This window comes from Verrucomicrobiia bacterium (genome assembly GCA_035489575.1).
In the GTDB taxonomy this organism is placed as follows: domain Bacteria; phylum Patescibacteriota; class Saccharimonadia; order Saccharimonadales; family JAGQNK01; genus DATHJY01.
Genome location: DATHJY010000004.1, coordinates 93,836 through 115,093, shown reverse-complemented (window position 1 = coordinate 115,093; position 21,258 = coordinate 93,836). Strand labels below are relative to the sequence as shown.

The following is a 21,258-nucleotide window of genomic DNA, read 5'->3' as shown; positions in this document are numbered from 1 at the left end:
TTACCCCTGTTGGTCAACCACCGGTATCGTAAAGAGCCCGGTCGGTGGCCGGGGTTTCTTACTTTATGTGCATATGGTTAAATTACCTTACTAGATGAAGCCACGCGGGAATGAATACGAGATTGAAGCTATGGATGGCATACAGGACTCGCTGTGGCTGCCACCCAGAGACGCATGGCAGATAGACCCCCTCAAGTACAAACTAGATACCCCGGTAGACGATCGTGGGTTTGTGATTGTTCCTGAACTTATACAAGCAGTAAAGGAAACCATCGACCCTACTTACGAGTGGAGTGGTACCCCTCATGATCGCCATCACCTGTACTGGCCCGGAGCCGAGTATGCTCGCTGGGAATCCCCTTTGGGCATTGGTGACCCAGCAGCTTTTCGTAATCTGCCTATTAATATAGCCCTGGTACCACGGATTTTTCATAACTGGCTGCACAAGGTCAGTCGCCCGCCGGAACTTCCTGGCCCAGAAATTATGGCACTACGAGTAGAATCGTGGCGCGTAGCCAACGGCTTGTTCGTTGCAGCCCGCAAAGCTTCGGCGCACGAACGCCTAGCCCACAAACGCCGCCAGAATATTTCTGGATGTGCTGTAGAAATCCCCGAAGATCATGAGGGTATAGACGTTATCGGCGAAGAATATATCCAGGAAGAGTTTGCTAAGAACTTTGAAGGCTGGGAGCGCCAGCTGGCCCGCCACGAAAAACTGCCACCTGGCTTTAGATTAACAGGCCTGGAGGGCCGACCCGAAGAACTAGCACAACCCCTGGGCAAGTTTGTAGGACCCCGAGCCCTCAACCTCATTCCCACTATCGCTGCCTAGCCATAAACTATTCGGTGTGATAGGGTCGAACACGCGCAGATTGGGGATGGGGTGGAGGGCTTTACGCCTCTTCGGGGAAGTTTTCGTCTAGGACGGCATCTGTAGCAAGTGCCTGAATGGGTGCCGCTGCACCACCGCCAAAGACTTCGTCTAGTGAAGTCACCAGCACTTCGCGGGGACGATTGCCATCTGCGGAGCTGATAATACCCTGCTCTTCCATGGTTTCGATAAATCGTGCAGCCTTGCCGTAGCCTATGCGCAGGCGACGCTGCAACAGACTGGTACTAGCTTTGCGACCGTCTATAACAGCCTGGACGGCGTCTTTATACAGGGGATCGTTGGTGTCGTCACCAGCACTCGGATCAGCCACGATACCACCTTTGCCGTTCAGCTGGACGGGTTGGCTGATGATCTCTTCGTCGTACTGTGGTGGACGCTGCTGGCGAATAAAGTCAGTAACTTTCAGAGTTTCGTTGTCGTCTATCAGAGCACCCTGAACGCGCTTGGGTTTGGGCATGTCGGCAGTCAGCAGTAGCATGTCACCCATGCCCAGCAGCTTCTCGGCACCCATTTGGTCTATGATAGTGCGTGAATCTACCTGGCTGGCTGTGGTAAAGGCGATACGAGCTGGTACATTAGCCTTGATAAGTCCGGTGATAACATCGACAGACGGACGCTGCGTGGCCAGCACCAGGTGGATGCCCACGGCCCGAGCCTTCTGGGCAATACGCACTACTAGAGCCTCGACATCACGGGCGGCCATCATCATAAGGTCGGCTAATTCGTCTATAACCACCACAATGTAAGGCATGCCCTCTTCTTTTTTGAGTGCGTTGTATTCTACGATATTGCGACGGTGTACATCGCTGAGGGCTTTGTAGCGGCGTTCCATCTCGGCCACCGTCCACTTGAGGGCGCTGATGCACTTTTCTGGTTCAGTTATGACCGGTGTCAGCAAGTGTGGGATGTCATCATAAGGCTTCAGTTCTACCTGTTTGGGGTCCACCAGAATCAGTTTGAGGTCCGAGGGACTGTTGCGGTACAGCAAGCTCGTCAGAATGGCGTTGATCATGACCGACTTACCGGAACCCGTCTGACCAGCAACCAATAAGTGGGGCATCTTACCCAAATTGCCCACTACAGGCTGACCGGCGATATCCTTACCGATCACAAAGCCCAAGGGGCTATCCACCGAGCTCCATTCGTTGGATTGCAACAGGCTGCTGATTCGTACAGTGGCAGATTTAACATTGGGCACTTCTACACCCACAGCACGTTTGCCGGGGATAGGTGCTTCCATGCGGATAGAATGTGCTGCCAAGTCCAGAGCTAGGTTGTTCTCTAGGGCGGTCATCTTGGTCAGCTTGACGCCATTAGGCGGCTTGAGAGTGAACTGGGTTACCCGCGGGCCAATATTGGCACCTTCCATCTCGACATCTATATTGAAGTTGGCAAAGGTTTCTTTGATAGCCTCGGCGTTGCCTTCTACGTCGCCGGCGTCGGCCTTGTCCTGCTTTTGATTTAGCAAGCTCATAGGTGGAAACTGCCAGTTTGGATCGCTGGCGGCCGTCAGAGCAGCGTGGTCTTCGGGCGGGGACAGTTTGGCGGCAGTATTCTTAAGGCTACTCATGCGCGCTCGGTCGCGAGCGTTGTGGTGTTCTACCGGCACCCCTTCGTTCAGTTTAAAGCCATTGTCGGCGGCCCGAGCCTTCAGCTCAGCCAGGTCAGTGTCATCAGATTCTGGACGCTTAAAGATGTTGAGCAAGTTCATCAGCACCTTGGGCGAGATGCCAAAGGTCAGGAAAAACATAAGAGTTGCCAACACCAAGAACAGGATAGAGGCTGGCACCTTGTCTAGTGCGTTCAGTACCAGACCACCCAGCCCAAGTCCGGCGGCCCCGCCGTGGCCACCAACAAATGCCTCGGCGGCATGCTTAGTAACAAAGGCTACGTGCAACCAAGCGGCCAGAAAGATCAGTAGCGTCACCATGCCGATAAGCTTCTGCACTGGAATACGGTGGCCTTCGCTGGTGAACTTCCAAAGTCCAAAGAATATAAGTGCGAGTGGTGTCAGGTAGGCTCCCCACCCCAGTGCCCAGTAGGCTCCGTGGAACATGCCAATAGGCAGTGGACCACCACTACCAAAGCCACCCAGCAGCAAGAAGAAAGCAGCGATGAATAACAAGATAGCCCCGGCCAACGGCAAAAAGGGAGACTTCTCTGCTACCTCTGGTTCGATTTTTTTCTTTCTGGTCTGTCTTTTTTTAGCCATATGCGCTACCTAGTGTATACCGTTTTACCCTGTTATACCAGGGGTATGTTGGCGGCTAGTTACCCTTGTTTTTGTACTAACTTTCATGTTGTAATTATAACAAAAATTACAACGTTTGTCAATCTGGTTATCCGTGAATCACGAAACCCTCCCCATCTGGTAACCGAGCAGCGTCCGTAGGTAGTGAACGGCGTAGCCGTTCACGCTCCTCGGGAACGAGCTAACCAGGTGCATGTGCTCCTTGAGGTAGTCGAAGGTCGCTTCAATCTTGGACCGCATATTCAGGAGTAGGAATTGCATTCCGCTCATGAGCTTCTTGCGCTGTTTGTAGTGCGGCGGTGCAATAACAATAATGCCGTGCTTCTTCCAGAGCCGCCTTCTCATCGGGCTGGCTCCGTAGTGGCTATCGCCAACGAGGACTTTGGTCGCGCCTTTCGCCAGTTGCTCCATGTGTTGAGCGTCATAGCCATTGGCCGGGGTGAAACAGATACCAGTTAGGTTGTTGTTCTGGTCAATGCTGGCGTGCAGCTTGAAGCCGTAGTGCCAGCCCTGCCAGTTCTTGCCCCAGGCGGCCACACTTCGGGCAACCTTGTGGTGGTCGGCTCGGTGGTTCTTGGATACTTCCAGCATGGTGCTGTCGGCAAAGCGCAGGGCCGCATCGTAGCGCAGCAAGGACTGCAACAGCCAGATCATAGCTGGCAGTAGCCGGTGGCAGTGAGCCACAAAGTTCTGGTACTTGGGCAGGTGAGGAAAGTAATCTCCATAATCCCGCCGTATCCAGGAATGAATGGCCTTGAGTGTTTTGTGCGGTTCGTTGAGGCCGTCCCAGATGAGGATAGTGAGCAGCTCACTATCCCGGAGAGCCGAAGGACGACCACCGAACGGATAAGGCTCGTGTTTGGGTAGACATTCGTCTACCCAAACAAACAGATCGACGATATGATGTTTTTGTAAAGCACTCATGTTTGTTTCCTCTTTTAGCTAGCACTTCAAGAGTAGCAAAACGGGTGCTTTATGTGTTGGGGGTTTCGTGATTCACGGGGTTATGTTTTTAACGCAGCTGGCCGGCAGTCTTGGCACCCACCTCGCTGCTATGACAGTAACATTGTATAATCATAGTACTCCTGCGCTGAAAAACGCATCAGTAGCTGTACTGACCAAGGTTGGCTTGGTTAGCTCACATCTTAGAAAGAGGTACAGACATGACACCTGCCGTGGCGGGACGTTGTCTTGTTGGTGTGCTGCTTGTGACACTGGTGGCCTGGATTGGATTACGGCTGGACGCCGGTCAACTCCCCATCCCCCTGGTGCTGATCATGGTCGCCTGCTTTGTTGCTGCCATGGTAGCCCTTGTGAATGCTGCTTCACGAGAAAAAGATCCCGAAGGCACGAACGTCATCTACCCACCCATGCCGTCCCCAGAACCACTCGGCACCCTGCCCACCTCATCCTCTCTGGAAGAAAAGAAAACCTCCTCCCCAACCTGCCGAGTATGCGGAAAGATCAATGCGCCCGGCCGGTACTTCTGCCAAAACTGTCAGACCCCGATGTCAGGCCCCATCAGTTAGCCGCCAGTACAGCGCCTCTGGAGTGGTGACCAGATATCAAATCACCGGGTGGGTGGTCTTTATGATTCGTTGGACGCCACTAGCGCCCCCTGAACCACAAGAGACCATCCACCCGAAGACTGCAGAGTAGAGATAGTAATCTCAAGCTGTACTGATGAGCTGTATTGGCAGCGAATCTTCAAAAATAATAATCGTGGGTGGGTCGCGCGGGGCATTGATGGGTCTTGATGAAGGATGTCCTCCAGTCAATTGCCACCAACGCCACGCGCGGTTCCCTATCAGATGTTTCTATCGCCGACGGCTCTAGAAGTCGTCGTAGTAGCCATCATCGCCGAAGAAAGGATCTTCCTCGACGATGTAGTCGCGGTAGCCGTAGGGGTCGACGACGTAGTAGTCGCTAATCACGCCGGGACAGACGTACGAACCGGCAGCTTCAGCCAGCGGATCCAGGTCCTCCGGCCACCGGTGGCCGATCTTGGCAGCCAGTCGGTCGACCGCGGTCACCGTCTGAACACCCGTGACGTCCACCTCGGCGCACAGCCAAGCCACGTTGTCCAGGAGGTCCCGGTTGTTCAGGAAGTCGAGCTCGGGAAAATCCTCGGCGTAGTCCAGGATCTCGTCGCTGTAGTCCTCGGCGGTGAAGGTGTAGTCATCCCGCACGTCGTCGAAGGTCTGGACGTTGCGGTTGGCATTGGGTCGGCTGCCACTGGCACCAGCGTCGCCACCACAGGCGGAGACCGCGAGGGCCAGGAGAACCAGGACACCCAGCAGCACTCGGCGGCCAGGAGATTGAAAAGCGGACACTGCCGCTCCTCTCTGTAATTTCGGGTACGAACTTGCACTTCTTGGGCAAACAAAACTCTGATAGAGTCGTGCAAACTATACCATTTTTACAAAGATAATTCAATATTTACGCACCCCAATCACGAATTAGCCTATCTGTTAGTCTGATTCTCTTGTGCTTTTCCGACAGATAAGGGGGCCTGATTCGGATACATCCTATCTGTAATTTAACAGGGGTTCTAATTCGTGATTCAGGTACTCTTCTACCTAGAGGGTCCACATAGGTGCTTCATCGGGCGTTTCGACTTCTGCACTGTCATTTGCCGGTTTCTCTACTCCCGGAAGGGCCTGGGTTAGTCGAGCCAACCTGGTCATGTTTACCTCTAGCTCATCAAAGGTCCGGGCAGATACTATACCGAGCAACGCACTAGAAAGTTCTATGGGCTTATCCTGGACGGCCATTGCATTAAAACCCTCGCCCAGAGCACGATACCTTTCAACCTGTTCGGCGCTATACCCTTCCTGTTCCATGCGGGTCACGACATTGGAATGAACTATCTTCCTCTGACCAGCCACCATCAGGGCGGCCGCTTCGTCTCGGGCAAGCTCGAATGCCGAACGGCCGGCACCCGCACGATCGTCCTCACCCTGGGGTGAAGGTATCACGCCACTGGCACGCAGCACTCCCCATACGGCATGGCTGGTTTCATGTGTCATGACCTCTTGCTTCTCGTTGTCACCATATCCTTCGTACACCACCACTATAGGGGTGTTATAGTGCTGGAGCATGGCCTCTGAGGCAGCAAACGCGAGGCTATCACTACCAAACAACGCCTCGTTCTGCTTGCCATTAGTGTATACAATCTGTGTACCGTAAGGACCCTGCTCTACTCTAGTTACGGATGCAAGCGCTGCTTCATCCGGCTCGCCACTATCGATAGGCGGCTCGTGTCCTGCAGCTTCGTAGGCTTCTCTGAGCACGCTTCGATACTGACCAATAACTACTTTCGCGCGCTGAGACTCATCCAGACCCTCTAGTTTTTGACCGGCAGCATCAAGGGTTGCCTGCACCTCTGCCGAAGCTGGAAAGTCGTCGACCGCCTCTCCTCGTACCAGTGCAGCGTATGTGTTGCCGAACTCCTGTGAGGCTTGCAAAAACTCTTCATCACTTAGCCGATCCAAGGGTTCCCGAACCTCAGCCCCAGAGGGCACAAGAGGTACTTCGTGAGCTGTATTGGGAAGTAGATTTTCCATTTTTTATTTTCGTTTCAACTATTTTAATATAGCATAAAACTGTACTTTTATCAAGTTTATACAACCTGAATCCCGAAACTACACCCCTGTTATAAGGATTTGGGTGAAGTTGCCGTCTCTGTTGGGGTGAGTAGACTTTCATTTTCACCTACCTCTGTTAAATTGAGTTTCGGGATTCAGGTTATACATGCATGTCAGCTACTCTCTCTGCTTTTTGCCCACTAGGTGGTGTACTACTCCGAACTGCACAATCTCGTGCGTATTGAGGTCTATAGTCTGGAGAAAGCCTGTAGTGAGGATATTTCTGTTGGCTTGTACGTAGGCATGGTTACGCCATAAGAGCCCTATGATTTTACCCAAGGTAGTCGTAGGCTTACCCCAATCGCTCAATACCAGCGTGCCGCCCGGTTTTAATATGCGGTGCATTTCTGATAGCATTTCTTTTTTTCCTACCAGAGGGATATGGTGTAGCACCTGAGTACTTATAACGAAATCAAAATGAGCAGTGGGATACGGCAACTCTTGAGCAAACCCCTGCCGAATCTGGGCCCGTTTCCCGAGCCCTGCCCGTGCTCGCTCAAGCATATCGGGTGACGGCTCAAGCCCGTAGAGCTGTACGCCCTTGTCACACTTTTGACTCAGCAGTTGCAGAGTCCTGCCCGTACCGCACCCCACATCCAGGACACGCTGCCCAGGCTGAGGATTGACCAAGGTCAGATGTCTTGCCTTGATGCGATTCCATACTGCACCGCGATAATCGTAAGTCTTTGCCTGTCGCCCGGTTATGAGTTCACCCTTTGTCTGCATGCTCAAATTATAGCTCAGGCTTGGCCTCGACGTGGAGTCATCTCCTCTTAAGCTAGTCTGTGCGGGCGTCTTGGCCAAGGAGGCGGGCACGCATTTCTTCGAAGCGGCGCTGTTGTTCGGCGGCAATCTCGTCTGGGGTTGGTTCGGCTGGAGGCGGAGGAGGAGTACCGGGAGCCTGTTTTTTACCAGGAGCTGTTCCTGCAGCAGCAGGAGCAGTGCCATTACCATTACCGCCATTACCGCCCTTGCCTGCGATGACATTCACAACAGGTATGACAATTGGACTGCGCTGGGTGTACTCGAACAAGAAATGGGTGACATGCTCTTTGAGCTCTAGCTTGAATCGGTCCAGATCTACTCGCTTAAAGCGCTGGCTGACTGCCCGCTTCAGCTCTATACGGAAAGCGTTCATGAGCTCTTCGTTATCGCGCATATATATGAAACCACGGCTGATGATATCTGGGCTAGTAAGCAGGTTGCCGGTCTTTTTGTCTATGGTTAGAACAATGGCTACCAAGCCTTCTTCTGCCAACATCAGGCGGTCCTTGATAACCACGCTGCTAACGATGGCACCAGACTGGTCTACCAACACAGTACCAACTGGTACTTTACCGGTAATCTGGATGGCGTCTGGTGACAGTTCTACTATGTCGCCGTTCTCGGCATTTACGCAATCTTTGCGCGGGATGTTGTTCTCTATTGCGATTTCTATGTGGCGCTGTTTTTTATAGTAAGACCCATAAATCGGAATGAAATATTTGGGCTTGGTCATATTAATCATGTCAGCATATTCGTCGATACTAGCGTGACCAGACACGTGCAGCGGTCCGTTGCCGTCTAGTTCGTGGGTGATGTGCTGGAAAACATGCACATTCTTGCGCATCAGGTTGTCTACCATGGCAGAAATAAGCGCGTCGTTGCCACTCTCTGGGATAGGCGTACTACTGAGGATAACGGTGTCTTGCTCTTTTAGTTTGACGTGCTTGTGGTCGCCACTGGCCATGCGCTGCAAGGCACTGCTGGGCTCGCCCTGTCCACCGGTACATACTACTACGACGTCTTGGTCTTTTAGATTGGGCACGGTAGAAATGGGCACAAATGTCCCTTTGGGAATCTTGATAAAGCCGTTGCGCACTGCCATTTCTAGGGTACTGATCATACTGCGGCCATCTAGGGCGATCTTTTTGTTGTGGTGTACGGCAGCATTCACGATCATCTGCACGCGGTTGACGTTAGTACTAAAGATAGCCACAAAGATACGTCCTGGGGCTTTGTCCATGATGTCTACATAACTCTGTTCGATGGTGCTCTCTGATGGCGTGCGACCCAGACGGTCGGTAGTGGTGCTCTCGCTGAGCAGCGCCAGCACACCTTCGTCGCCCAGTTGCTTGAGCCGTTCGATATCCGTACGCTCGTGGTCTAGTGGATTAGGGTCCAGACGGAAGTCACCAGTGTTGACGATGCGACCTACTGGAGTATCGAGCACCACCACGGTGCTGCCAGGTATGGAGTGCGTAACGCGTACGAGTTCCACAAAGAACGGTCCGACCTTGAGTCGCTCGTGCGTGTTTTCGTTCATGATCACGGTCTCTAGGTTGAAGCCTTCGGGCATAGGCAGCCCAAAGTTCTGGAAGATTTCTTCTACGCGTCCAATGGAGAAGCGTGAGCCATAAATAGGTGCTGGTAGCTTGGGTACAATGTGCGGCAGTCCACCAATGTGGTCCAGGTGGCCATGCGTAATAATGTAGCCGCGCAACTTGTGCTTGATAGATTCGACATAGCTAACATCGCAAATGCCGTAGTTGATACCTGGCAGGTCGACCCCTAGGTCGTTTCCGGCGTCGATAATTACGGCGTCGTTCATGTATTCGACCAGGACCATGTTCTTTGACCCACCACCGTCCATGCCACCGAGTCCGATGATCTTGAGGCGGGGATTGTCGTCGATAAAGTTGGCCCGCTGGGGGCGCTTGCCTTCTGATTTTTCAGGCACTTCTAGGTATTGGCTGATAACCCGTTGGGCATCGTCATGGGTACGTTTCTGGGCGCGGATAGCAGCACCGCGGCTGGCGCTGCGTACGGGTGCTCCACCCACCAAAGGTCTGGTGCGACCCCGTGCAGGGGCTCCGCCTTGGCCGCGTTTATTCTGATTAGTTGGTTTGTTCATACTTGTTTTTATTCCTTTCGTAGGTTAAAGGGTTCTTAGAATCTGTTCATGATTTCGCTTTTGCCTCCAAAACTGATCCACTTTGGATGACAATTCGTTCTAGTTTATCTGGCGTAACCGTAGTTACGGCTGATAGGCTAGGGCGGATTGGCGCCGGAATGGGCGGTTTTGGGGTGAAATTGGAGATCATGGACAGGTTCTTAGGCTTTTATCTTGTCTAAAATGAGTGGGATGCGCGCAAAGTCATCTATAAGTGTCTGGCGCATACCTCCGTTATATAAGGCTGCTGCTGGGTGAAACAGCGGCAAATAGACCCTGCCCTTGTGTCGTTTGGGCTGGCCATGGACTTTGCTAATTTGTAAGTCCGGTAGGAAACAATTCATGCTATGGCGACCAAGGGTGGCCACCAGCTTGGGCTGAATTATGTCCAACTGGGCTTGCAAGTACGGCAAGAAGACGGCTTTTTCTTCGGGCAGTGGGTCCCGGTTATTAGGCGGGCGGTACTTTACGATATTGGTAATGTAAATGTCCTTTCGTTGCATGCCGATCATCTCTAGCATCTCGTCCAGAAACTTCCCGGCTGCTCCGACAAATGGCAGACCCTGTAGATCCTCGTGCTTGCCTGGAGCCTCACCAATAAAGACGATCTGGGCGTCTGCACTGCCATCACCAAACACAATCTGCGTGGCCTGGGCAGCCAAATCTTGGCACACATTGTCTGCCAAGATTTTGGCTTTTAACTGTTCTAAATCATCTTTTTTTGCCATAGGTTCTGAAAGAGCGAATCCCCAACTTAATACCCACTACCAGAAGCATGACGCACCCCAGATACTGCCACCAACTGCCCGTGTCTATGGCACGCGATCCGAGAATATACGCCAGCGCAAAGGCGGCTATGCTCTGCAGGTGCAAGGCGGTTGGTTTGCTAAATGCTTCTGGGGTTTTCTTCATGCTTATTGCTTATTTCTTCTTGTCGTTTAGTTCACGGGCGGCTTGCTTCATGCTGAGGTTGAGGCGGCCCCTCTCATCTATAGCTACTAGCTTGACAGTCACCAGGTCGCCTTCTTTGACCACGTCACTTGGCTTGTTAACACGCTCTTCTTTCATTTCTGATACGTGCACCAGGCCATCTTTGCCAGGCAAAATCTGTACAAAGGCACCAAAGTCCATGACACTCACCACAGGCGCATCTTTGTAGATAGTGCCTATTTCGGGGTCTTCGGTCAGGTTCTTAATGTACTTGATAGCACCGTCGATGCTTGCCTTGTCTGGGCTGGCGATGAATACCGTGCCGTCGTCTTTGATGTCTATCTCGGCACCGGTCTCGGCAATAATCTTGTTGATAGTCTCGCCACCCTTGCCAATAATTTCGCGAATCTTGTCTGGGTTGATCTGAATGCTTTCTACCCGTGGAGCGTAGGGACTCATCTCGGCACGAGGCTCTTTGATGGTAGTCAGCATGTGCTCGAGAATATGAGCGCGGCCTGCTTTGGCTTGGGCGAGTGCTTGGCGCAAGATATCGGGGCTTAGTCCATGGACCTTCATGTCCATTTGTAGCGCTGTGATACCTTCCGTGGTGCCGGTTACCTTGAAATCCATGTCTCCGGCAAAATCTTCGGCATCTGCGATATCACTCATGATATAAGGTTTGTCGCCATCCAGCATCAGTCCCATGGCAATACCACTGACTGGCCGTTTGAGCGGCACACCTGCATCCATCAGCGCTAAACAACTACTACATGTCGCTGCCATGCTGGTGCTGCCGTTCTGGCTCATTATTTCAGTCACTGACCGAATGGTATAGGGGAATTCCGACTCTTCAGGAAGCACGGCTGTCAGAGCTCGTTCGGCCAAATAGCCATGGCCAATTTCGCGCCGGCCAGGACTGCCGAGGCGCTTTACTTCACCAACCGTATAGCCAGGGGCGTTGTAGTGGTGAAAATAGCGTCGCTCGCCCTGTTTTTCCATGGTGTCTACCATCTGAGCGTAGCTGAGCGGTGCCAGGGTCACAATGTTCAGGGCTTGGGTCATGCCTCTGGTGAAGATGCTAGAACCATGAGCCCGTGGTAACAGGGCTATTTCGCTGCTGAGCGTGCGGATTTCTTCTAGTTTGCGGCCGTCTGGACGAATCTTTTTCTTGACGATCTCTTGGCGGACATCCTTATGAATGGCCAGCGTCATGGCATCTTCGTAGCTGCCGCGCTTGTCGTCATAGTCTTCACCGTGCTTTTCGGCAAAGGCTTTATGGAACTCATCACGCAAGCTGGCAACCAAGACGTTGCGTTCTGGGTACGGTGCCCGTAGTTTTTCGCCTAGCTTGCCGGCCAGCCACTTGTCTACCTCTTTCTGGATGGAGTCGTCAGGTAGCAAGACTTCGTATTCTTTTTTGACCACGCCAACTTTCTTGACCAGGTCTTTCTGCAGCTTGATAGCAGGCTGCATAGCTTCTTGGGCCCAGGTGATGGCGTCGGCTACTTGTTCTTCGGTCGCTTCGTTAGCGCCGGCCTCTACCATCATGACGCCGTTTTCGGTACCGGCCACCACCAGGTCGAGTTTGCCGGTGTCTAGCTCTTCGGCGGTCATAAAGGCCTGATACTTGTCGTCCTTCATGCCTACACGTATACCTGCAACAGGGCCGTCGAACGGTGCACCAGTAAGCATAAAGGCGGCGCTCATGGCAATCATGGCAATCATGTCAGGGCGAAAGGCTGGGTCCAGACTGAGCACAGAGGCGACGCCCTGTACTTCGTAACGGAAGCCTTTTGGCCATAGGGGTCGGATAGGTCGGTCGATCAGGCGGCCAATCAGTACAGAGTCGTCACTGGGACGACCTTCGCGCTTGATAAATCGGCTACCGCTAATCTTGCCGGCGGCGTACATTTTTTCTTCGTAGTCGATGCTCAATGGGAAATAGTCCATGTGACCCACGGACTTCTCGCTGACCATAGCTGTGCCAAGTACAACAGTGTCACCGTAACGGGCAAGCACTGAGGCACTGGTACGAAAACCAACCCGCCCTACTTCGAGCGAGAGTTTCTTGCCGCAGAAGTTAGTCTCTACGGTTATTACTTTTTTTCCAAAGGGATTGATGGTGCTCATCTATCTTTCTGAAGACCTTTCTGGGAGTTGTCACTGCCAGGGTGCAAATATACTACGAGCCTTGTGCTTAAATAATGCACGCGTATATCTGGTGCTCTGCCAGCGACCTGTTCCCTCTTGTAATGTGCACAAGTTGCCGCTCTCGAGATTCAAGAACGGTGGTTTATGCACTTTTCTAGCGACGAATACCTAGTTTTTTGATCAGATCCAGGTAAGCCTGGCTGTCTTTTTGTGCGATGTACTTCAGCAAACGCTTGCGCTTGCCAACCATTTGCAACAGACCACGGCGAGCCATGAAGTCGTGTTTGTTTACCTTGAGGTGCTCGGTGAGCTCCCTGATACGCTCAGTCAAGATACCAACCTGCACAGCGGGGCTGCCGGTGTCGTTCTTTTCCTTTTGCAGGTCAGCAACGATTGTCTGCTTCTTTTCAGATGCAATCATTCAGAACTCCTTTCCTAGCTGGAAGGCATTCTGGTGAGTGCCAGCTGTTAGTTCTTGTGAGGAGGCATACCCATCGGTACGCTGACGAGCAAAACTAGCAGCTGGTGCCGCCAGAATGCTTTGCAGCGGAAAGGAGTTCTGTAATGCTTGCATGAAAATCATCTAGTCCCAATCTATTTACGTTTACGGAAGAGTTTTGATGGCGTTAGGCACCATATTAGCATACTCCTATCTGTTAGGCAAGACTAAGCCACCTGGGCTTCGTCTGGCTCTGGCAGGTTACGATCGTCCTCGACCTGTCGTACCCACCGACCCACGTGCCCCAGCTGGCGGCGACCGCCCCAGTTATTGGTAGTACCGTGACTGCCAGGGACAACATGCAGCAGACTACGAGCGCCAATGGTGTCCAGGGTAGCCCCTACTTCTTTAGGTCGGAAGTTTGGATCCCGCTTGCCCAAGAAGAGGCCGACGTCGTGACCCTCGGCAATGAGCGTACTTAGTTGAGGCACCAGTGATTTATCCAGGGCATAGTCAAGCGTTGGGTTGAGCCGTCCACTTAGCATTTCGGCAAGGACGTAGCCGCCTACTTCTCTTATTGCATCGAAGTTACCCTTGGGATCTACCAGCAAGTTTTGCTCCATGCGTAGTAGAGCGTTCTTGACTGCAAAACGGTAGAGAAAGCCAGCCTTTGCGCCCAGTGGATGATTCTGGAAGGCTTCTTTGTTGAGTCCGAGCACTCCCATAACAGCGACAATGTCGACGCCTTCGGGGGCTGCACCAGCCGAGATGAGGGCTACCCCACTGCCCTGGGAGTTTCCGAGGCGGTGGGCGGGCGCGTCACCAGGTTTGCCAGCCCTTTCGTTCAGGTGTGCGGCAACAGCTTGTGGGGCTTCGGTCGCCATGAACTCGATGTATTTTGCCTCTGCAGGAAGTTCCCGAAACGGTAGCTCTACCGCAGTTGCTTGCAGATCATTCACACCCAGCTCGTGGACGGCTTTGGGAAGTGCTAATCCTCTTTCTCCGAGGCCACCGTAATACTGGGCCAAGGTGTCACGGGACGATGCGTCTGGATGTTCGTAAAGCGTTATTGAAAGATCATGGACTCTGCCGTCTACTTCTACTACCCAAGGAAATGTTTCTGGTTCTGAGGGCATGTGTTCAGGGGAAAAGCTCATGATACTCCGTTCATTTAGTGAACAATATTATACCCTATTTGATCAAATAGTTCAAAATATCAGCTTTTTCTGTCAGGAGCCGGGCATCTTTGATATCAAAATCCCCTACTTGCGCACGGTGTTTCTCAAGGACAAACCCCTTGGCCTGTAGTCGTCTGATGTCGAGAATTTAGATGAAGATAGACAAAAATGGTTTTTTATTGTAAAATAACTATAATATGTTACATCGTGACGGAACAATGGAATCCGAGCGTGAAGTGCAGCCTATCGAACACCTCGTCGGCTTTTATGAGCAAGCACACCACGAAACAGATCCGGCCTGGGCCTCTGATCTACGGTTTTGTGCTGATCTCGCCCAAAATTTGCTAGATCAGGGCGGACGGGCCCTAGTAGTTGGTGGGTTCGTACGAGATTCGCTGATTGCCCGCCATACAGGCGAGGCGCTGGCGTCTAAAGATATAGATATTGAGGTATACGGAGTGCCTTTTGGGCAGCTTGTCCCTGCCTTGCGAGCATACGGCGAAGTTAACCTGGTTGGTGCCAGCTTTGGCATTGCCAAGCTCACCAACCCAGAGAGTGGAGATGTATTGGACTTCTCTATCCCCCGGCGTGACTCTAAGGTAGATCGGGGACACCGCGGCTTTATAGTCACCGGCGATCCTACAATGACCATAGCCGAAGCGGCAAAGCGGCGCGATCTGACCATAAATGCCCTGGCCATGGACCCTCTCACCGGCGAACTGATTGACGAGTATGGGGGCGCTGCAGACATTAAAGCCGGTGTGCTGCGTGCTACCGATCCTGAATTATTTACCGATGACCCTTTGCGGGTACTGCGCGTCATGCAGTTTGCCGGCCGTTTTGGGTTTGATGTAGACCCCCCGACTGCTGACCTCTGTCGATCGCTTGACCTCACCGAACTGCCCGCCGAACGTGTGGGCGAGGAATGGCTGAAACTGATCACTAAATCACCGCGGCCCAGCGTAGGACTCGAGGTAGCTCGCGAATTGGGCGTGCTGGATCAATTACACCCAGAACTAGCCGTACTGGACACTATTCCGCAAGAAAGTGAATGGCACCCCGAGGGAAATGTTTGGAATCACACCAAGCATGCTATTGATGCCGCCGTGCAAGTTGTACAACGAGAGGGTTTGCAAGGTGATGATGCGCTGGTTGTCTTATTTGGCGCCCTCTGTCACGACCTAGGCAAGGCTACGACCACTGCACGCAAAGAGAAGAATGGCGTTATGCGTATTACCGCTCACGGCCATGAAACTGCCGGTATTGAACCCTCGAAGCGTTTCCTGGAACAGATACAAATGAAGCGTAGCGTGGTACAAAAGGTCCTGCCCATTGTTCGTGATCACCTGTGGCATGTGCATGTCCCTGAGCCCACCCCTAAACAGCTGGGACGCTTTGCGCAACGTCTGCACCCAGCCAGTATCAGGCTATGGGACCTGGTGAGTCGGTGCGATTCTAACGGTCGGGGGCACGACTTTGAGCCCACTACTCGTTCACATGCCATCTACCTGCAATCGCTCGATATGGCTGTGGCCGAGGCTCCACCGAAGCCCATAGTGGGAGGCCATCACCTGATCGAGCTACTGGGCATGAAGCCTGGCCCAGAGTTTGGCCCGCTACTGGATCTTCTTTTAGGAGGCCAGCTGGACGGAGCCTTCTCTACCCCCGAAGAAGGGATTGCCTGGCTACAGAAAACACATATTCACGCCAACGCTACGCTATAAGACTAGCCAGAATGGTGGTTGCCGAAAGCCCTTCTATGGGCATGGCCTGAGCCTCGTCAAAGCTCCCCACCGTGGTACGGCGGAGCGCAGACGTATAAGCTCCCGTGCCTAATTTTTTACCCACATCCTCCACTAAAGTTCTGATATAGGTGCCACTGGACACCCTAACCACAAAATCTACCTCGGGGTAGGCATAGCGCCGAAGTTCTAAAGAATAGATAGTGGCTTTTCTGGACTCCAGCACCACCTCTTTGCCCGCCCGAGCCAGTTTATAGGCACGCTGACCATTCACCTTGATAGCCGAATAAGCTGGCGGGATTTGCGATATCTCACCCACGAATTGACGGATAACCCCCAACAGCTCCTGTTCCGAGGGGACTTTGTCCGAAACGGCTGCTTTTTCGCCTTCTTCGTCGCCAGTGGTACTGGTCTGCCCCAAGCACATGGTCACCTCGTAGGTTTTGTCGGTTTTGGACAGTTCTGGGACGCGCTTGGTGTACTTGCCCAACACCAATACCAACAGCCCGGTGGCAAGCGGATCGAGTGTGCCAGTATGTCCCACTTTGGGCTTTTTCTGGCCCGTTTCTGCACGGACCATGCCCCGAACTTTGGCCACCACATCAAAAGACGTCCAACCTTTGGGCTTATCAATAAGCAGAATGCCATCAAACATACTCCGCTATTATACAGACGTAGTTCGTATTATAATATTGATTTATAATCAAAATAATGCTATAATTAGCATACTCTTAAACTTAAGACAAAAATGAGCCAAACACAAGAACTTTCCCCAGGCCCCTCACAGGGACAAGAGCTAGACCTCGGTCCTCAGGCGATGCTCTTAGATATACACCTGGTTGACGACACTGTAGTGCAGGATACTTTTGTACGTGTGGGCCATGAATCTGGAGCGCAAGTCCTTACAAATGACGCCGAGCTTTTTATTGCCCTCCAGCAATACGGACCCCTTGCATTTGATGAGAGAACCCCGGGAGAGGCTATAGAACTTGTTACCATTGGGATATCAAAGGTGACCTCTGGGCTCGAAGCAGCCACCACCATAAGCATGGATGAGGCTAACATCTTGACGCTCCGAACCTCCACCGAGGTTGTAGGTGTGACTGGCGACCCATCAGAGGGCTCGGTAGACGTGACACTAGATAGGCGATCGTTCAATAACCCACGGTATGTGAGTGAGCGGCTCAATGACGCAACCTATCCCCATTATTACGCTTATCAATCTATCGCCGAGATACAACAGCTCTATGCAGATTTAGGGTTTGAGGTAACAATGGCCGGTGACGCCACTGCCCAAATCTCGTTCCCTACCCCGCATGAGCTCAAGAGACGGTTAGATATACTGCGGCAAGCAGATGCACTCAAACCAGAGGACGAGAAATCGGCCATTTACTATCCTGATGTTGAGATATTGGAGACGGGCCATATCGATGACCACATTTATCTGAGTATATTAAAACAGGGCAAGTTCCCTATTGGTGCAACTAACTTCTTTTATTTCCTGCACGATGCGGCCACGGATCACGAGCAAGCCTTGTATGAGCATGGCGAACCGTTGATGGACTTCATGGCACAGTACGCGGCGGCGGCCCTAGAGGATGGACCCTTGGCGTTCTCTGGCCTGAACCCAAAGGTTGCCGCTGGTGAATATGATGACGACAAAAAGTTTTCGGAGGCAGCATGGCTTGCAGATAACCTTACTTCTAGTTTGGTACGGAGACAGTTAGATAAGGCACCGGAGCTGTTGCGAGAAGAAGCACCTTTTGCCGAACGAGTCTGCGACGACATGGTAGCGGCCCTGAAACGAACAGGCAAACTTGGCGACACCCAAGTGGTTGCAGCCCTGCTAAAGCAGGGAGTTGTCACGACTGTCGAAGAAGTAACAGGCCAGCATATCGTAGAGGAGCTAGAGCGCACCGCACGCAAGCGATTTCATATAGAAATAAAGGTCGCGGAACAAGAGCCTGACTTTATCGACGACGATTTTTAGAGCAAGCCCCTGCTAGGAAGCCGGGGAGCTGCTATCGGCAGAAGGTACCGGTGGCATGATGGGTGGTGGCATAGTCGGTGGTGCGGTGGCGTCGCTGGCCGGAGCCGCTGTATCGTCTGGCGGCAAGCTGTCTGACTCTGGTACCAACGTCTGCGGGAAGCTGACGGTACCGTCTTTATCAATATCTATGTGAGCGCCGGGTTTTTGGTGTTCTATCTCCGAAAGCGGCGAAGCTCCCATGGCGGCTGGCGGCTCTAAGGGTTCTGTACCGCTAGCGGCTGCCAGGGCTGCTGCTACCTGGTCACGGGCATTGGTTTCTGTTGGCAGTTCGTCCAGGTTGGTGCCGCCTGTCGGGGCGTCCGCTAGTGGCTGATTGGTGTCCGCACCATCAGTAACGGCGGCTGGGAGCGTGACGTCATCGGCCGGGGCCACTGGCGCACTGCCAGGTATGGTCAGAACTGGTACGTCTGTTACTTCAGGAGCCCCCAGGTCATCAGCTGGGCTGGGATTGTCGGCTGCATCTTTTTTAGGATCTGGCTTGTCGGCATGTTCAGGTGGCTCAGAGTCTATAGCCTCGTAGTCTAGGGCCATGTCGTCGTCTTTTTTGGGTGCAGCACTGCCCGGGGCTGGGAGTGGAGGAAATAGCGGTTCGGGCGCCGGTGGCGGTGCGGTGAGATGAGGGCTATTAAAAGTCTGCTCTAAGGCCTTGAGGGTCTTGCCCTCCCCTACTTTGGCAGATGCGGTGCGGTGTGGACTATCTACAACCCGCTCAAGCTCCTTCAGGGTGCGATCGTCCATAACGTCAATGACCGCCTGGGGCAGCTGTGGCTCTGGCGGTTTTGGTGGTACAGGAGGTGGTGGTGGCGGAGGCAGTGGTTCGGGCGCCGGTGGCGGGGGTGGTGGAGGCGCCGGGGGTTCTTCATGAGGGGGTTCGGGTGGAGGTGGTGGCGGTAGTTGAGGTGGCTCAGGTTTTGGTTCTGGTGCTTTAGGGCGCGGGGGTAGAGGTGGAGGTGGAGGCAAGGGTTCATCATTGGTGTGGGCCGCGCCAGAATTGTGCTTGAGTAGCGGCGTATTCACCGCCGGCAGGTTGAGCGACCCCCCTGTTGGATCGTAGCCCGTGTCTTCGTCGGGTGGTGGCGCAAGGCCGAGTTCGCCGGGTACCTGGGGCATGGTAGTTTGCATGGCATCTTCAAGGCGCTGGGTCAGTGGTGGCTGCTCTAGGAAGTCACGACTATCCACCTTGATATGTGCCTCTGATTTTGGCACTGGAGGTGGCAGAGTTGGCTCGTTCATTGGGGGCAAAGGCGGGGGTGGTGGAGGCGCCGGGGGTTCTTCATGAGGGGGTTCGGGTGGAGGTGGTGGCGGTAGTTGAGGTGGCTCCATGGGGAGCATCTGCCCTTGGTCGTCAATCTTTATCTGTTCGATTGGCTTTGCCGGTTCTTCTGCAGGGGGCTCGGGCGCTTCTGGTTCTTCGTCGTGCTCGATCCGTAACGATCCATCACCGCTCGCTGCATCTTCTGGTGGTTTCTGGTCCTTATCTTTGGCGCCCTTCTTGGGTTCTTTTTTGGCGAGCGGTTCTGCTGGCGGTAGCTCTTCGGGCTGTTCCAGTTTGGACGACACCAGCTGCTGGTTGGCACCGGCTGTCATCAGTTTGGCACTGGCACTCATGGTGACCGAGGTAGTTTTTTGGTTACTGAATCTGTCGGTTTCGGCAACGATACCTGTTAATAGTGCGGTCGCCATTTGGGCGTCTAGCGAATTGGCCTTGACCAGTTCGGCCAGTGACACCACCATCTCGCATAAACTGCTAGCCTTGGCGTCAGCCCAGTTCATGCTGCCTACATCGGCACCCTCGCTGTTGGTGTTGATGCTTGCCACTGTTGCATCATGCAAGATACGGCCATGAGCGGTAATGGCTTGATCTAGCTCTTCCCTGCTATGGACACCTAGTGCAATAACCACGTCGACGTTGAAATCGCCCTGGCTAAACTCAAGATCCTGCTGGCCGATAGATGTACGGTACGGAGTAATAAAGATCTTGACCATAGTGTCTTCGACCTTGTAGCGCAGTTTGTCAGCCTTGGACTTGTCCAGAGCAATAATAAAGTCACGCAAAGAATCGGTATTTTTCTCGAGTGTTTCGTCTGGCTTGAGGAACTCAAGAGTAGATGGCACCTGCCCACTAAAAACAGCCGAGGCGTGCTTGTCCAGCTTGTTCAGTAGTAGGGTCAAGCCAATGGCCGCCGACAGTTGGTCAACCGAAGGGTTGGCACTAACAGTCACCAAGACATTGCTTGCCTCTTTTATACGCTCTGCTATTTGATTCTTAGGATTTTCCATTTTGATTTTGATTTTTTTGGTTATACCTAGTCTCTGGCAGCGTACCATAAACATAAGCGTCCGTGCAATACTATACCCTCCGCATTACACCAAGGTGCTCCGGCCCAAGGATCTGCCCGCCTTTACAAAAGGAGTCCACCCCTGTATAGTCAGATCCGATAAATCGAGTTCTTTCACATCTATCATTTTGGCTAATAATCCCAAGGTCTGCCACTTGTTATCTGTTTTTCGCTTCCAGTCGTAGCTATAGCTACGCCTTGGAAGCCGAGAAAACAAACAACAAATCAGGCAGCTGCTTGTGATTCGCTATCAAAAGATAGACATGAAAGAGCTCTTAAACAACGATTAATAGAGGAAGCACGATGCCCATTATTAAATCAGCCAAGAAGCGCGTTAAGGTTGCTCGCAAAGCAACTGTGCGCAACGTCAAGACCAAGCGCACCCTGCGCACTGCCCTGAAATCCTTTCAGACAGCCGTAACTGGTGGCAAAAAAGATGTTAAGAAGGCCCAGAGCCAAGCACAGAGTGCTTTGGACAAAGCCGCCAAAAAGAATGTAATGCACAAGAACAAAGTTGCCCGCAAACAGAGACAGCTAGCCGCTAAAGCCAAAGCTGCTGCTGGCGCAAAAAAGACTGCCGCTCCCAAGAAGACTGCAGCCAAGAAAGCCGCACCTGCCAAGAAAACAGCTGCTAAAAAGGCTCCTGCAAAGAAGCCAGCCGCCAAGAAGTCGACCAAGAAATAATCCGAAACCGTCTTAGGGTTTTA

Annotated in this window: 19 protein-coding genes; 5 read left to right on the top strand and 14 right to left on the bottom strand. The window is 52.8% G+C overall.

Annotation, left to right across the window (positions count from 1 at the left end; all coding sequences use genetic code 11):
* Nucleotides 1–94: 94 nt before the first annotated feature.
* Entirely contained in the window at nucleotides 95–832 is a 738-nt protein-coding gene (locus VK694_02150; protein HTE57518.1) for a hypothetical protein, read from the top strand.
* 61 nt (nucleotides 833–893) lie between these two features.
* On the opposite strand, the gene VK694_02145 is transcribed toward VK694_02150, so the two are convergent.
* Together VK694_02145 and VK694_02140 are read right to left on the bottom strand one after the other, a co-directional pair.
* On the bottom strand, nucleotides 894–3,104 hold the full coding sequence (locus VK694_02145; GenBank protein ID HTE57517.1) for a DNA translocase FtsK 4TM domain-containing protein: 2,211 nt from the start codon (nucleotides 3,102–3,104) through the stop codon (nucleotides 894–896).
* A 138-nt stretch (nucleotides 3,105–3,242) separates the two neighbouring features.
* Nucleotides 3,243–4,067 carry an IS982 family transposase gene (locus tag VK694_02140; protein HTE57516.1) on the bottom strand — a complete coding sequence of 275 codons (825 nt, stop codon included), beginning with the start codon at nucleotides 4,065–4,067 and terminating at the stop codon, nucleotides 3,243–3,245.
* Between the two features lie 251 nt (nucleotides 4,068–4,318).
* Here VK694_02140 and VK694_02135 point away from each other — a divergent pair, with 251 nt between their 5' ends.
* The gene (locus tag VK694_02135) at nucleotides 4,319–4,672 is read left to right on the top strand and encodes a hypothetical protein (protein HTE57515.1); all 354 of its coding nucleotides are present in this window, start codon (nucleotides 4,319–4,321) and stop codon (nucleotides 4,670–4,672) included.
* 303 nt (nucleotides 4,673–4,975) lie between these two features.
* Here VK694_02135 and VK694_02130 read toward each other — a convergent pair whose 3' ends face one another.
* The 10 genes from VK694_02130 to VK694_02085 form a co-directional block, all read right to left on the bottom strand.
* Nucleotides 4,976–5,476 carry a hypothetical protein gene (locus VK694_02130; GenBank protein HTE57514.1) on the bottom strand — a complete coding sequence of 167 codons (501 nt, stop codon included), beginning with the start codon at nucleotides 5,474–5,476 and terminating at the stop codon, nucleotides 4,976–4,978.
* Between the two features lie 246 nt (nucleotides 5,477–5,722).
* Nucleotides 5,723–6,709 (bottom strand): hypothetical protein, encoded by a 987-nt coding sequence (locus tag VK694_02125; protein HTE57513.1) that lies wholly within the window; start codon nucleotides 6,707–6,709, stop codon nucleotides 5,723–5,725.
* Between the two features lie 198 nt (nucleotides 6,710–6,907).
* Nucleotides 6,908–7,516, bottom strand: a complete 609-nt coding sequence (locus VK694_02120; protein ID HTE57512.1) for a methyltransferase domain-containing protein — start codon at nucleotides 7,514–7,516, stop codon at nucleotides 6,908–6,910.
* Nucleotides 7,517–7,568: 52 nt separating this feature from the next.
* On the bottom strand, nucleotides 7,569–9,683 hold the full coding sequence (locus VK694_02115; protein HTE57511.1) for a ribonuclease J: 2,115 nt from the start codon (nucleotides 9,681–9,683) through the stop codon (nucleotides 7,569–7,571).
* 200 nt (nucleotides 9,684–9,883) lie between these two features.
* Complete coding sequence (locus VK694_02110; GenBank protein ID HTE57510.1) at nucleotides 9,884–10,450, bottom strand: uracil-DNA glycosylase; 567 nt, start codon at nucleotides 10,448–10,450, stop codon at nucleotides 9,884–9,886.
* Nucleotides 10,434–10,634, bottom strand: a complete 201-nt coding sequence (locus VK694_02105) for a hypothetical protein (protein ID HTE57509.1) — start codon at nucleotides 10,632–10,634, stop codon at nucleotides 10,434–10,436. The genes VK694_02110 and VK694_02105 overlap by 17 nt, the downstream gene beginning before the upstream one ends.
* 9 nt (nucleotides 10,635–10,643) lie before the next feature.
* Complete coding sequence (gene pnp, locus VK694_02100; protein ID HTE57508.1) at nucleotides 10,644–12,782, bottom strand: polyribonucleotide nucleotidyltransferase; 2,139 nt, start codon at nucleotides 12,780–12,782, stop codon at nucleotides 10,644–10,646.
* A 175-nt stretch (nucleotides 12,783–12,957) separates the two neighbouring features.
* Nucleotides 12,958–13,224 (bottom strand): 30S ribosomal protein S15, encoded by a 267-nt coding sequence (rpsO, locus tag VK694_02095; protein ID HTE57507.1) that lies wholly within the window; start codon nucleotides 13,222–13,224, stop codon nucleotides 12,958–12,960.
* Nucleotides 13,225–13,377 (bottom strand): hypothetical protein, encoded by a 153-nt coding sequence (locus VK694_02090; protein HTE57506.1) that lies wholly within the window; start codon nucleotides 13,375–13,377, stop codon nucleotides 13,225–13,227.
* A gap of 92 nt (nucleotides 13,378–13,469) precedes the next feature.
* Nucleotides 13,470–14,399 (bottom strand): hypothetical protein, encoded by a 930-nt coding sequence (locus VK694_02085; protein ID HTE57505.1) that lies wholly within the window; start codon nucleotides 14,397–14,399, stop codon nucleotides 13,470–13,472.
* A gap of 218 nt (nucleotides 14,400–14,617) precedes the next feature.
* Between VK694_02085 and VK694_02080 the strand changes: the two genes are divergently transcribed.
* A complete protein-coding gene (locus tag VK694_02080) occupies nucleotides 14,618–16,144 on the top strand; it encodes an HD domain-containing protein (GenBank protein HTE57504.1) in 1,527 nt (508 codons plus the stop codon).
* Here the strand turns inward: VK694_02080 and truB are convergent.
* The gene (truB, locus tag VK694_02075; protein ID HTE57503.1) at nucleotides 16,134–16,817 is read right to left on the bottom strand and encodes a tRNA pseudouridine(55) synthase TruB; all 684 of its coding nucleotides are present in this window, start codon (nucleotides 16,815–16,817) and stop codon (nucleotides 16,134–16,136) included. The two genes, VK694_02080 and truB, sit on opposite strands and share 11 nt — an antisense overlap.
* Nucleotides 16,818–16,910: 93 nt before the next feature.
* On the opposite strand from truB, the gene VK694_02070 reads away from it, so the two are divergent.
* On the top strand, nucleotides 16,911–18,152 hold the full coding sequence (locus VK694_02070) for a hypothetical protein (GenBank protein HTE57502.1): 1,242 nt from the start codon (nucleotides 16,911–16,913) through the stop codon (nucleotides 18,150–18,152).
* A gap of 12 nt (nucleotides 18,153–18,164) precedes the next feature.
* Here the strand turns inward: VK694_02070 and VK694_02065 are convergent, their stop codons facing one another.
* Nucleotides 18,165–20,492, bottom strand: a complete 2,328-nt coding sequence (locus tag VK694_02065) for a hypothetical protein (GenBank protein HTE57501.1) — start codon at nucleotides 20,490–20,492, stop codon at nucleotides 18,165–18,167.
* 362 nt (nucleotides 20,493–20,854) lie between these two features.
* On the opposite strand from VK694_02065, the gene rpsT reads away from it, so the two are divergent.
* Complete coding sequence (gene rpsT / locus VK694_02060) at nucleotides 20,855–21,235, top strand: 30S ribosomal protein S20 (protein ID HTE57500.1); 381 nt, start codon at nucleotides 20,855–20,857, stop codon at nucleotides 21,233–21,235.
* The last annotated feature ends 23 nt before the right edge of the window (nucleotides 21,236–21,258 follow it).